This is a genomic window from Escherichia sp. MR, from assembly GCF_005280595.1.
Taxonomy (GTDB): domain Bacteria; phylum Pseudomonadota; class Gammaproteobacteria; order Enterobacterales; family Enterobacteriaceae; genus Escherichia; species Escherichia ruysiae.
Genome location: NZ_SZVK01000003.1, coordinates 121,811 through 135,259, shown reverse-complemented (window position 1 = coordinate 135,259; position 13,449 = coordinate 121,811). Strand labels below are relative to the sequence as shown.

Sequence of the window (13,449 nt, the reverse complement as noted above, 5' to 3'; positions counted from 1 at the left end):
CGTTCACGCCGCATCCGACATGCTTTGCCTGATGCGACGATGACACGTCTTATTACGCCCCAACCACCTTCGCCACCGCGCGGGCAAAACGTTGCATCCCTTCATCGATATCCGCATCTTCCACCACCAGCGATGGTGCAAAACGCATCACATCTGTCCCGGCGTTCAGCACCATTACGCCAGCCTCGGCGCCCGCATAAAGGAAATCGCGCGCCCGACCTTTGTACTGTGGCTTAAGCTCGGCACCAATCAACAACCCCATACCGCGAATATCGCTAAACACATCAAACTGCTGATCTATCTTCTGCAAATGGTCAACAAAACGCTGGCGTTTCGCCTGAATGCCTTCCAGCACTTCAGGGGTATTGATGATATCAAAGGCCGCGCCAGCTACTGCACAGGCCAGCGGATTACCGCCGTAGGTGGAACCATGCGAACCAGGATGAAACGCAGAAGCAATCTCCGCCGTAGTCAGCATGGCGCTAATCGGAAAGCCACCACCTAACGCTTTCGCGGAAGTCAGAATATCCGGCGTCACGCCATAGTGCATATAAGCAAACAGATCGCCGGTGCGCCCCATCCCACACTGCACTTCATCAAATACCAGCAATGCCTGATGCTGATCGCACAGTTCGCGCAAGCCCTGCAAAAACGCTGGCGTCGCCGCCGTCACGCCCCCCTCGCCCTGAATCGGCTCAACCACCACCGCGCAGGTGTGATCATCCATCACTGCTTTCACTGCGTGGAGATCGTTAAAGGGAACGTGAATGATGTCTGCCGGTTTTGGCCCAAAGCCGTCGGAATATTTCGGCTGCCCGCCTACCGAGACGGTAAACAACGAGCGTCCATGAAAGGCGTTATGGAAGGCAATAATTTTGGTTTTGAACGGGCTATGGCGCACGCAAGCGTAATGCCGAGCCAGTTTAAAGGCCGTTTCGTTGGCTTCCGTCCCGGAGTTCATAAACACCACACGTTCGGCAAAGGTTGCCTCGATCAGCTTACGCCCAAGACGCAGCGCCGGTTCGTTGGTGAAAACGTTACTGATATGCCATAGCGTTTCCCCCTGGGTTTTTAACGCTTCCACCAGCGCCGGATGGCAATGGCCTAATGCCGTAACCGCAATGCCACCCGCGAAATCGACGTACTCTTTGCCTTGCTGATCCCAGACTCGGCTGCCCTGACCTTTTACCGGAATAAACTCTGCCGGTGCATAAATCGGCAGGATCACTTCATCGAAAGTCGCGCGTGTAATTGCTGCTTGTTCAGTTGCCATCTCATGATCACCCTGTTACGCATAAATCAATGTGAAATTATAATCACAAAATATGCATAAAAAATCACTAGATAGCAACCAGAAATCAGCGATGCAGGAAATTCGCCAGCAATTGATGCCCCTGTTCGCTGAGAATGCTTTCCGGGTGGAACTGCACACCTTCAAGATCCCACTGGCGATGGCGAATCCCCATAATCTCGCGGGTTTCGCTCCAGGCAGTCACGTCAAAGCACGCTGGCAATGAGTCAGGTTCTACCACCAGCGAATGGTAGCGCGTCACGGTGAGTGGATTTGCCAGACCGCGAAATACCCCCTGGCCGTTATGCGTAATCGGTGAAGTTTTGCCGTGCATGACCTTTGCGGCGCGCACGACTTTGCCGCCAAAAGCCTGCGCCATCGCCTGATGACCGAGGCAGACGCCAAGAATCGGCAAGCGTCCGGCATAGTGACGAATAGTCTCAAGGGAGATCCCGGCTTCATTGGGCGTACAGGGGCCAGGTGAGATGACAATTTTCTGCGGTTTAAGGGCGTCGATATCCGCCAGCGTCAACGCATCGTTGCGCTTAACCAGCACATCCGCCCCCAGTTCACAAAAGTACTGGTAGAGGTTCCAGGTGAAAGAATCGTAGTTATCAATAAGCAGGATCATGGCGGCTCCGGTACGAAATAACCGCGCTATTTTACTCAGATTCCCCGGCTTCGCTTACCACTTTGCTAAATATCGTCTGCAGCGCAGAGAGATCGCCCATAGCCCCGCTCTGATTTGCCTGATTCCAGGTCTCTTTTTCGATACCCTGCCAGCTCAGTTGGTAGCCCGCATGAATAGCCAGTTGCTCGAAGAAGATCCGCTGTGCCAGGCCACTTCCCGCACGGAATGGATGCAGGACATTGATTTCACAATAGTAGTGCGCCAGTCGCTCGACGAACTTCGCTTTCTCAAGGCCGACCAGATAACCTTCTTCCTCCAGATCCTGCATCAGGGCATTGCCCTCTTTTTCGATATAAGCAAAGTGGCAGAACGGCGTATCCCCCTGATAAATATCGACTTCACGCAGTTGCCCCGCCCAGTCGAAAATATCCTGATACAGCTGGCGATGAATAGCGCGCAAATGCGGTAAACCACGCACCAACGGACCAAGCTCAATGGTCGCGGCACGCAGCGCCGTCATTTCGTAAGCCGCCTGCTCCAGCCGCTGCTGTTGGCGGATATCCAGCCGATTACGCATGATATCGAGGCCAGGATAGAGATACGGGTCGCGCCCTTCGCCGAATTTATCGCTCATAGTGCCTCCTTAGCTCTTCAAGGCGCACCAAAGCCTCAGCGGCAGTAAGAGTGACTAATGGCATCTCGACGCCTTCAAGACGGCGACTGGCCTGAAAATTACGATTACGCTGAAGCTCCCAGAGACGGGACTTTTGCTTATCGGTGAGTTTCTTCACTGGATGCCTCCCTGAACGTGTCCATTTGCCACAAGTATAAGCGGCAAATCCGGATTACGCCGGAAGAGCAGATGCGCGGACAATTTTGCCCGCGCGAGAAACCGTTACGGCAGGACTTTAGCGGAAAGGATAACGACCGGCTTTGACGGCACATTCTGGTATGGACCAACGTCATGAGTCGGCACCTGGGAAATCTTATCGGCAACGTCCATACCTTTCACCACTTTACCAAAGACGGCGTAGCCGAAATCACGCTGACCGTGGTCAAGGAAGGCATTGTCGGCTACGTTGATAAAGAACTGACTGGTTGCGCTGTCTTTGTCCGCAGTTCGCGCCATAGCAATAGTGCCGCGCGTATTGCGCAGGCCGTTATCGGCTTCATTTTTGATTGGCGGGTTTGGTTTTTTCTGCTGCATCTGCTCGGTAAATCCGCCGCCCTGAATCATAAAGCCAGGGATAACGCGGTGAAAGGTGGTGTTGTTATAAAAACCACTGTTCACATAATCGACAAAGTTTTGCACTGATACCGGCGCTTTCTGGCTATCCAGCTCCAGTTCGATATTACCAGCAGAGGTTGTTAACAATACGTGCGGATCCCCTTTCGCTGCCATTGCTACGGGTGAGAGAGCAGAAAGAGCGAAAACAGCAGCCATCGCCGCCAGGGTCGATTTGAACATGAGATTTCCTTAACAAACAGAGCAGAAAAAAAGCAAGTGGAGAGATTCTAAATAGCCTTCAATGACAAGGCCATTCCTTTACCTAATTTTACGTACTTGAAATATATGTAACCTGATGATTACTTTTATTTCGTGATCAGAATCACTTTAATTTTTGCAAATTAGCAACCGTTTGCAATTAAATATTTAATCAGATCACAAAATCACCTAAAATCGCCCGCTCACAGCATATCCACTATGCCATTTATCTTTTAACGCAGGCCAATCATGACTAACAGCAATCGCATCAAGCTCACATGGATTAGCTTTCTTTCCTACGCACTGACCGGTGCGTTGGTTATTGTCACCGGGATGGTGATGGGAAATATCGCCGATTATTTCAATCTGCCCGTTTCCAGTATGAGTAATACCTTCACCTTCCTCAACGCCGGCATTTTAATCTCTATCTTCCTCAACGCCTGGCTGATGGAAATCGTCCCGTTGAAAACGCAGTTACGTTTTGGCTTTCTCCTGATGGTGCTGGCGGTTGCCGGTTTGATGTTCAGCCACAGCCTGGCGCTGTTCTCGGCGGCGATGTTCATCCTTGGGGTGGTCAGCGGTATCACCATGTCGATTGGTACATTCCTGGTAACGCAAATGTATGAAGGGCGCCAGCGCGGTTCCCGTCTGCTGTTTACCGACTCCTTCTTCAGTATGGCCGGGATGATTTTCCCGATGATCGCCGCATTTCTGCTGGCGCGCAGCATTGAGTGGTACTGGGTTTATGCCTGCATCGGGTTGGTGTACGTCGCTATTTTTATTCTGACCTTCGGCTGTGAGTTCCCGGCGCTGGGCAAACATGCGCCAAAAGCTGACGCCCCGGTAGCGAAAGAAAAGTGGGGGATCGGCGTGCTGTTTCTCTCTATTGCTGCGCTGTGCTACATCCTCGGTCAGCTAGGTTTTATCTCCTGGGTGCCAGAGTACGCCAAAGGTCTGGGCATGAGCCTGAACGACGCGGGTACGCTGGTAAGCAACTTCTGGATGTCGTACATGGTCGGCATGTGGGCGTTCAGCTTTATTCTGCGTTTCTTTGACCTGCAACGTATTCTGACCGTGCTGGCAGGCCTGGCTGCGATTCTGATGTACGTCTTTAACACCGGAACACCAGCGCATATGGCATGGTCTATTCTTGCTCTGGGCTTCTTCTCCAGCGCAATCTATACCACCATCATCACGCTGGGTTCCCAGCAGACAAAAGTACCATCGCCAAAACTGGTTAACTTCGTACTCACCTGTGGAACCATCGGCACCATGCTGACCTTTGTGGTTACCGGTCCGATCGTAGAACATAGCGGTCCACAGGCGGCACTGCTCACTGCAAACGGTCTGTACGCTGTGGTATTCGTGATGTGCTTCCTGTTAGGTTTTGTCAGCCGTCACCGTCAGCACAACACCCTGACCTCTAATTAATTGCCAATGCCGGGCGGCACTTTTGTCGTCCGGCTTTTTCCTCTCATCTCCCGCAACGTGCCTTCATCTCTATAAATGCTTTTATTTTGTCTGTTTTTTGCACAAACATGAAATGTCAGACAATTCCGTGACTTAAGAATATTTATACAAATCAGCAATATACCTCTTAAGGAGTATATAAAGGTGAATTTGATTTGCATCAATAAGTGGGGTTGCTGAATCGTTAAGGTAGGCGGTAATAGAAAAGAAATCGAGGCAAAAATGAGCAAAGTCAGACTCGCAATTATCGGTAACGGTATGGTCGGCCATCGCTTTATCGAAGATCTTCTTGATAAATCTGATGCGGCCAACTTTGATATTACCGTTTTCTGTGAAGAACCGCGCATCGCTTATGACCGCGTACACCTCTCGTCTTACTTCTCTCACCACACCGCCGAAGAGCTGTCGCTGGTGCGCGAAGGCTTTTACGAGAAACACGGCATTAAAGTTCTGGTCGGCGAACGCGCTATCACCATCAACCGTCAGGAGAAGGTGATTCACTCCAGCGCCGGGCGTACCGTTTATTATGACAAGCTGATCATGGCGACCGGTTCCTACCCGTGGATCCCGCCGATCAAAGGTTCTGATACCCAGGATTGCTTTGTCTATCGCACCATTGAAGACCTCAACGCGATTGAATCCTGCGCCCGTCGCAGCAAGCGCGGTGCCGTTGTTGGCGGTGGCCTGTTAGGTCTGGAAGCCGCTGGCGCGCTGAAAAACTTAGGCATTGAAACCCACGTTATCGAATTTGCCCCTATGCTGATGGCGGAACAGCTTGATCAGATGGGCGGCGAGCAGCTGCGTCGCAAAATCGAAAGTATGGGCGTGCGCGTTCACACCAGCAAAAACACCCTTGAAATTGTGCAGGAAGGTGTCGAAGCGCGTAAAACCATGCGTTTTGCCGACGGTAGCGAGCTGGAAGTTGACTTTATCGTCTTCTCTACCGGTATCCGTCCGCGCGATAAGCTGGCAACCCAGTGTGGTCTGGACGTTGCTCCGCGCGGGGGTATCGTAATCAATGATTCCTGCCAGACTTCCGATCCGGATATCTACGCCATCGGTGAATGCGCAAGCTGGAACAACCGTGTCTTTGGTCTGGTCGCACCAGGCTACAAAATGGCGCAGGTCGCCGTTGACCACATTCTCGGTAGCGAAAACGCCTTTGAAGGCGCTGACCTTAGCGCCAAGCTGAAACTGCTGGGCGTGGACGTTGGCGGTATTGGCGATGCGCATGGCCGTACACCAGGCGCTCGTAGCTATGTTTACCTCGACGAAAGCAAAGAGATCTACAAACGCCTGGTTGTCAGCGAAGACAACAAAACCCTGCTCGGTGCGGTACTGGTGGGTGATACCAGCGATTACGGCAACCTGCTGCAACTGGTGTTGAACGCTATCGAACTGCCAGAAAACCCAGATTCCCTGATCCTGCCAGCGCACTCCGGTAGCGGTAAGCCATCTATCGGTGTAGATAAACTGCCGGACAGCGCACAAATCTGCTCCTGCTTCGACGTCACCAAAGGCGACCTGATTGCTGCTATCAACAAAGGCTGCCACACCGTTGCGGCGCTGAAAGCCGAAACCAAAGCCGGTACTGGCTGCGGCGGCTGTATCCCGCTGGTCACTCAGGTACTGAATGCGGAACTGGCGAAACAGGGTATCGAAGTTAACAACAACCTGTGCGAACACTTTGCTTATTCGCGTCAGGAACTGTTCCATTTGATCCGCGTTGAAGGCATTAAAACCTTCGAAGAACTGCTGGCGAAACACGGCAAAGGCTACGGTTGTGAAGTTTGTAAACCGACCGTCGGTTCGCTGCTGGCCTCCTGCTGGAACGAATACATTCTGAAACCGGAACATACTCCGCTGCAGGATTCTAACGATAACTTCCTCGCTAACATCCAGAAAGACGGCACCTACTCGGTGATCCCGCGTTCTCCGGGCGGTGAAATCACCCCGGAAGGGCTGATGGCGGTAGGTCGTATCGCGCGTGAATTTAATCTCTACACCAAAATCACTGGCTCCCAGCGTCTGGCAATGTTTGGCGCACAGAAAGACGATCTGCCGGAGATCTGGCGTCAGCTGATTGAAGCCGGCTTCGAAACCGGTCATGCCTATGCGAAAGCACTGCGTATGGCGAAAACCTGCGTGGGTAGCACCTGGTGCCGCTACGGCGTTGGCGACAGCGTGGGTCTCGGCGTGGAACTGGAAAACCGCTACAAAGGCATCCGTACTCCGCACAAAATGAAGTTCGGTGTCTCTGGCTGTACCCGTGAATGTTCAGAAGCTCAGGGTAAAGACGTGGGTATCATCGCCACCGAAAAAGGCTGGAACCTGTACGTTTGCGGTAACGGCGGCATGAAACCGCGTCATGCGGATCTGCTGGCGGCGGATATCGATCGCGAAACGCTGATCAAATATCTTGACCGCTTCATGATGTTCTACATCCGTACCGCCGACAAACTGACGCGTACCGCGCCGTGGTTAGAAAACCTTGAAGGCGGCATCGATTACCTGAAAGCGGTGATCATTGACGACAAACTGGGGCTGAACGCACATCTGGAAGAAGAGATGGCGCGCCTGCGTGAAGCGGTAGTGTGTGAGTGGACTGAAACGGTCAATACACCGTCCGCGCAGACTCGCTTCAAACACTTCATCAACAGCGACAAGCGTGACCCGAACGTGCAGATGGTGCCAGAACGCGAACAGCACCGTCCGGCAACGCCGTATGAACGTATCCCGGTAACTCTGGTGGAGGACAACGCATGAGCCAGTGGAAAGACATCTGCAAAATCGATGACATCCTGCCTGAAACCGGCGTCTGCGCGCTGTTAGGTGACGAGCAGGTGGCAATTTTCCGCCCGTATCACAGCGACCAGGTGTTTGCGATCAGCAACATCGATCCGTTCTTCGAATCCAGCGTGCTGTCACGCGGGCTGATTGCGGAACACCAGGGCGAGCTGTGGGTAGCCAGCCCGCTGAAAAAACAGCGTTTTCGCTTAAGCGACGGCTTGTGCATGGAAGACGAACAGTTTTCCGTCAAGCATTACGAAGCGCGAGTGAAAGACGGCGTGGTACAGCTACGCGGTTAATATTTTAACGGGAGGCGCAATGCCTCCCCTTTTTGCATGGTCCTGTAATAACCTTCGGTATATTGCAGGACATTTTTTAAACTTTTTGTTTTATTTTTTGTTTTTATTTTTTAAAGGATAATCAAATGTTTACAGACACTATTAATAAGTGTGCGGCTAACGCTGCGCGCATTGCACGCCTGTCGGCAAATAACCCGCTCGGCTTTTGGGTCAGCTCCGCCATGGCGGGCGCGTATGTGGGTCTTGGGATCATCCTGATTTTCACGCTCGGTAACCTGCTCGATCCATCTGTTCGTCCTCTGGTGATGGGCGCGACCTTTGGTATCGCCTTAACGCTGGTAATTATCGCCGGTTCTGAACTGTTCACCGGACACACCATGTTCCTCACCTTTGGGGTGAAAGCGGGCACCATTAGCCACGGGCAAATGTGGGCAATCCTGCCGCAAACCTGGCTGGGTAACCTAGTAGGTTCCGTCTTCGTTGCCATGCTTTATAGCTGGGGCGGCGGTAGCCTGCTGCCGGTAGATACCAGCATCGTTCACTCCGTCGCGCTGGCTAAAACCACTGCACCGGCAATGGTACTGTTCTTCAAAGGCGCATTGTGTAACTGGCTGGTTTGCCTGGCTATCTGGATGGCGCTGCGCACTGAAGGGGCGGCGAAATTTATCGCTATCTGGTGGTGTCTGCTGGCATTTATCGCGTCTGGCTATGAGCACTCCATCGCTAACATGACGCTGTTCGCGCTCTCCTGGTTCGGTAACCACAGCGAAGCCTACACGCTGGCAGGTATTGGGCATAACCTGCTGTGGGTGACGCTGGGTAATACTTTATCGGGCGCCGTATTCATGGGATTGGGTTATTGGTATGCTACGCCGAAAGCGAATCGTCCGGTTGCGGACAAATTTAATCAAACTGAAACGGCTGCAGGTTAATCAGTAAGGGGTTTTTACGTGGATCATTTGCCTATATTTTGCCAATTACGCGATCGCGACTGTCTGATTGTCGGCGGTGGTGATGTTGCGGAACGCAAAGCAAGGTTGCTGTTAGACGCGGGCGCTCGCTTAACGGTGAATGCATTAGCGTTTATTCCACAGTTCACCGCATGGGCAGATGCTGGCATGTTAACCCTCGTCGAAGGGCCATTTGATGAAAGCCTTCTCGACACCTGCTGGCTGGCGATTGCCGCGACGGATGATGACGCGCTTAACCAGCGCGTCAGCGAAGCCGCTGAATCTCGTCGCATCTTCTGTAACGTGGTCGATGCGCCGAAAGCCGCCAGCTTCATTATGCCGTCGATTATTGACCGCTCACCGTTGATGGTAGCGGTCTCCTCTGGCGGCACCTCGCCGGTTCTGGCGCGACTGCTGCGCGAAAAACTCGAATCACTGCTGCCGCTACATCTGGGCCAGGTAGCGAAATACGCCGGGCAGTTACGCGGTCGGGTGAAACAACAGTTCGCGACAATGGGCGAGCGTCGCCGTTTCTGGGAAAAACTGTTCGTTAATGACCGCCTGGCGCAGTCGCTGGCGAATAACGATCAGAAAGCCATTACTGAAACGACCGAACAGTTAATCAACGAGCCGCTTGACCATCGCGGTGAAGTGGTGCTGGTTGGCGCCGGCCCTGGCGATGCCGGGCTACTGACGCTGAAAGGTCTGCAACAAATTCAGCAGGCTGATGTGGTGGTCTACGACCGTCTGGTTTCTGACGATATTATGAATCTGGTACGGCGCGATGCTGACCGCGTTTTCGTCGGTAAACGCGCGGGATACCACTGCGTACCACAGGAAGAGATTAACCAGATCCTGCTGCGGGAAGCGCAAAAAGGCAAACGCGTGGTGCGTCTGAAAGGCGGCGATCCGTTTATTTTTGGCCGTGGTGGCGAAGAGCTGGAAACACTGTGCAACGCGGGTATTCCGTTCTCGGTAGTTCCGGGTATTACTGCAGCTTCTGGTTGCTCTGCTTATTCGGGTATTCCACTTACGCATCGCGATTATGCTCAGAGCGTACGCTTAATTACCGGACACTTAAAAACCGGTGGTGAGCTGGACTGGGAAAACCTGGCAGCAGAAAAACAGACGCTGGTATTCTATATGGGACTAAATCAGGCTGCGACCATTCAGCAAAAATTGATTGAACACGGAATGCCAGGCGAAATGCCAGTGGCGATTGTCGAAAACGGGACGGCGGTAACGCAACGCGTGATTGACGGTACGCTCGCGCAGCTGGGCGATCTGGCGCAGCAAATGAACAGTCCATCATTAATTATTATTGGCCGGGTTGTTGGTTTGCGCGATAAATTAAACTGGTTCTCAAACCATTAATTTAAACAAATTTAATTAAGGTCAGATATTTCTGACCTTTTTTTATTTACAATAATCACCATATTAATTTTTATCTTCATTAGACATAAAACAACTTTTTAACTAATTCCTTATTTTAATAACCACCTACAGTTACAGGGGCTTACAAATATAATCGAAATATTAATAGCCCACTCACTGACGTGTAATAGATATTCCTGTATTGTCTCTAACGAGCTGTTTGCTTATATTCATATAATTAATGAATATTACTCGATATATTTTACATAGGGAATGAAAATGAACAAATTTATTAAAGTAGCACTGGTAGGTGCAGTACTGGCTACATTAACTGCATGTACTGGTCATATCGAAAACCGTGATAAAAACTGCTCTTACGACTACCTGCTGCACCCGGCAATTTCTATTTCTAAAATCATTGGCGGCTGCGGTCCTACTGCACAGTAATCTCTTAATAGAAATCGGTTAATGTCGGTTTAATTGCCTGACGCCCTCTGGATCCCCCGAGGGCGTATTTGTTTCTATGCCCTTCTTTCCCCCTGCCTGTAAAAATAAATTCATTTTAATTTCAATGCGATAGTCATTCACTCCCGCCACAACACGATCCTGTGCAAAATTTTGTGATCTTCCTCCACAACACATAACATTATATGTTGTTATATTCATCATGCATTGTCATGTTACCTTTTAAATGACTGCAAACTCTCCCCTACAACGTGTTGGACAAGAAAAAGGTATCGCTATGGGAAGCCAGGAACTCCAACGCAAGCTCGGATTTTGGGCCGTTCTTGCAATCGCCGTCGGGACAACCGTCGGCTCCGGTATTTTCGTCTCCGTGGGTGAAGTCGCTAAAGCGGCGGGAACGCCGTGGTTGACGGTGCTCGCTTTTGTCATCGGCGGGTTAATTGTGATCCCGCAAATGTGCGTCTATGCGGAGCTATCAACCGCTTATCCGGAAAATGGCGCAGATTATGTTTATTTAAAAAATGCCGGTAGCCGACCGCTGGCTTTTCTCTCCGGCTGGGCCAGCTTCTGGGCCAACGATGCGCCTTCACTGTCAATCATGGGCTGGCGATTGTCAGCAATCTTGGCTTTTTAACGCCTATCGATCCTCTGCTCGGTAAATTTATCGCCGCCGGGTTAATTATCGCCTTTATGCTGCTGCATCTGCGATCCGTCGAAGGCGGCGCAGCGTTTCAGACGCTGATTACCATCGCCAAAATTATCCCGTTCACTATCGTCATTGGCCTTGGGATCTTCTGGTTTAAAGCGGAGAATTTTACCGCCCCTTCCACCACCTCGATTGGCGCGACGGGCAGCTTTATGGCGCTACTGGCGGGGATCTCTGCCACCAGTTGGTCGTATACCGGCATGGCCTCCATCTGCTATATGACTGGTGAAATCAAAAACCCCGGCAAAACCATGCCGCGAGCGCTGATTGGCTCCTGCCTGCTGGTTTTAGTGCTTTACACCCTGCTGGCGCTGGTGATTTCCGGGCTGATGCCCTTCGATAAACTCGCCAACTCTGAAACGCCGATTTCCGACGCCCTGACCTGGATCCCCGCACTCGGCAGCACCGCCGGGATCTTCGTTGCCGTCACGGCGATGATCGTCATTCTCGGCTCGCTTTCCAGTTGCGTGATGTACCAGCCGCGCCTGGAATACGCGATGGCGAAAGACAATTTATTCTTCAAATGCTTCGGGCATGTGCATCCGAAATACAACACGCCAGATGTTTCCATCATCCTGCAAGGGGCGCTTGGGATCTTCTTCATCTTCGTTTCCGATCTCACCAGCCTGCTGGGCTACTTCACGCTGGTGATGTGTTTCAAAAACACCCTCACCTTCGGCTCCATCATCTGGTGTCGTAAACGCGACGATTACAAACCGCTGTGGCGTACTCCGGCTTTCGGGCTGATGACTACCCTCGCCATTGCATCAAGCCTCATTCTGGTTGCCTCAACTTTTGTCTGGGCACCTATTCCCGGCCTTATCTGCGCCGTCATCGTTATTGCTACTGGTCTGCCTGCTTACGCCTTCTGGGCGAAGCGGAGCAGCCAGCTAAATGCTTTGTCGTAATGTTATCTGGAGAAAAGTGAAATGTTAGATATTGATAAAAGCACCGTGGACTTTCTGGTCACCGAAAATATGGTTCAGGAAGTAGAAAAAGTACTCACCCATGACGTTCCGCTGGTGCATACCATCGTGGAAGAGATGGTGAAGCGCGACATTGATCGTATTTATTTCGTTGCCTGCGGATCGCCGCTCAACGCGGCGCAAACGGCGAAACATCTGGCGGATCGTTTTTCCGATCTTCAGGTCTACGCTATTTCCGGCTGGGAGTTCTGCGATAACACCCCGCATCGCCTCGACGATCGTTGTGCAGTGATTGGCGTTTCTGGCTACGGTAAAACCGAAGAGGTAATCAAGGCGCTGGAACTGGGCCGGGCCTGCGGTGCACTCACTGCGGCGTTCACCAAACGCGCGGACAGCCCGATTACTTCGGCGGCAGAGTTTACCATTGATTATCAGGCCGACTGCATCTGGGAAATTCACCTGCTGCTCTGCTACAGCGTGGTGCTGGAGATGATCACCCGCCTCGCGCCAAACGCGGAAATCGGCAAGATCAAAAACGATCTTAAGCAATTGCCGGATGCGCTCGGTCATCTGGTGCGTACATGGGAAGAGAAAGGTCGCCAGCTCGGTGAACAGGCCAGCCAGTGGCCGATGATTTACACGGTTTCTGCGGGACCGCTGCGTCCGCTGGGTTACAAAGAAGGCATTGTAACGCTGATGGAATTTACCTGGACCCACGGCTGTGTGATTGAGAGCGGTGAGTTCCGCCACGGCCCGCTGGAGATTGTTGAACCGGGCGTTCCATTCCTGTTCCTGCTCGGCAATGACGAAAGCCGCCATACCACCGAACGCGCCATTAACTTTGTCAAACAGCGTACCGACAACGTGATCGTCATCGATTACGCCGAAATTTCGCAAGGGCTACATCCGTGGCTGGCGCCGTTCCTGATGTTCGTGCCGATGGAGTGGCTCTGCTACTACCTGTCAATTTACAAAGATCACAACCCGGATGAACGCCGCTATTACGGTGGTCTGGTGGCATATTAATCCCCTCTCCCGGCCTGGCAACGGGCCGGATTTAC

General features: G+C 52.0%; 12 protein-coding genes and 1 pseudogene. 8 read left to right on the top strand and 5 right to left on the bottom strand.

Annotation, left to right across the window (positions count from 1 at the left end; genetic code table 11):
* Positions 1-52: 52 nt before the first annotated feature.
* From argD to ppiA, 5 genes are all read right to left on the bottom strand, one after another.
* On the bottom strand, positions 53-1,273 hold the full coding sequence (argD, locus tag FC814_RS02670) for a bifunctional acetylornithine/succinyldiaminopimelate transaminase (protein ID WP_000190003.1): 1,221 nt from the start codon (positions 1,271-1,273) through the stop codon (positions 53-55).
* 85 nt (positions 1,274-1,358) lie between these two features.
* Positions 1,359-1,922, bottom strand: coding sequence for an aminodeoxychorismate synthase component 2 (pabA, locus tag FC814_RS02665; RefSeq protein ID WP_000601866.1), 564 nt, complete (start codon positions 1,920-1,922; stop codon positions 1,359-1,361).
* 31 nt (positions 1,923-1,953) lie between these two features.
* Positions 1,954-2,556, bottom strand: coding sequence for a putative adenosine monophosphate-protein transferase Fic (locus FC814_RS02660; protein WP_001280620.1), 603 nt, complete (start codon positions 2,554-2,556; stop codon positions 1,954-1,956).
* Positions 2,546-2,713, bottom strand: a complete 168-nt coding sequence (locus tag FC814_RS02655; RefSeq protein WP_000736864.1) for a YhfG family protein — start codon at positions 2,711-2,713, stop codon at positions 2,546-2,548. Before FC814_RS02655 ends, FC814_RS02660 begins: the two co-directional genes overlap by 11 nt.
* 104 nt (positions 2,714-2,817) lie before the next feature.
* On the bottom strand, positions 2,818-3,390 hold the full coding sequence (gene ppiA / locus FC814_RS02650) for a peptidylprolyl isomerase A (RefSeq protein ID WP_000477233.1): 573 nt from the start codon (positions 3,388-3,390) through the stop codon (positions 2,818-2,820).
* A gap of 267 nt (positions 3,391-3,657) precedes the next feature.
* On the opposite strand from ppiA, the gene tsgA reads away from it, so the two are divergent.
* The 8 genes and pseudogenes from tsgA (at position 3,658) to frlB (ending at position 13,414) form a co-directional block, all read left to right on the top strand.
* Positions 3,658-4,839: an MFS transporter TsgA gene (gene tsgA / locus FC814_RS02645; protein ID WP_137325470.1), complete on the top strand. Its 1,182-nt coding sequence runs from the start codon at positions 3,658-3,660 to the stop codon at positions 4,837-4,839.
* A gap of 261 nt (positions 4,840-5,100) precedes the next feature.
* Positions 5,101-7,644 carry an NADPH-nitrite reductase large subunit gene (gene nirB / locus FC814_RS02635; RefSeq protein WP_000049233.1) on the top strand — a complete coding sequence of 848 codons (2,544 nt, stop codon included), beginning with the start codon at positions 5,101-5,103 and terminating at the stop codon, positions 7,642-7,644.
* On the top strand, positions 7,641-7,967 hold the full coding sequence (nirD, locus tag FC814_RS02630; RefSeq protein WP_000084764.1) for a nitrite reductase small subunit NirD: 327 nt from the start codon (positions 7,641-7,643) through the stop codon (positions 7,965-7,967). The genes nirB and nirD overlap by 4 nt, the downstream gene beginning before the upstream one ends.
* Before the next feature lie 125 nt (positions 7,968-8,092).
* Entirely contained in the window at positions 8,093-8,899 is an 807-nt protein-coding gene (gene nirC / locus FC814_RS02625; protein WP_000493563.1) for a nitrite transporter NirC, read from the top strand.
* A gap of 18 nt (positions 8,900-8,917) precedes the next feature.
* The gene (gene cysG / locus FC814_RS02620; RefSeq protein WP_085461323.1) at positions 8,918-10,291 is read left to right on the top strand and encodes a siroheme synthase CysG; all 1,374 of its coding nucleotides are present in this window, start codon (positions 8,918-8,920) and stop codon (positions 10,289-10,291) included.
* Between the two features lie 279 nt (positions 10,292-10,570).
* Entirely contained in the window at positions 10,571-10,738 is a 168-nt protein-coding gene (locus tag FC814_RS02615) for a YhfL family protein (protein WP_001031834.1), read from the top strand.
* Between the two features lie 295 nt (positions 10,739-11,033).
* Positions 11,034-12,370, top strand: a pseudogene (gene frlA / locus FC814_RS02610) (fructoselysine/psicoselysine transporter).
* A gap of 21 nt (positions 12,371-12,391) precedes the next feature.
* The gene (gene frlB / locus FC814_RS02605; protein ID WP_137325469.1) at positions 12,392-13,414 is read left to right on the top strand and encodes a fructoselysine 6-phosphate deglycase; all 1,023 of its coding nucleotides are present in this window, start codon (positions 12,392-12,394) and stop codon (positions 13,412-13,414) included.
* Positions 13,415-13,449 lie beyond the last annotated feature (35 nt).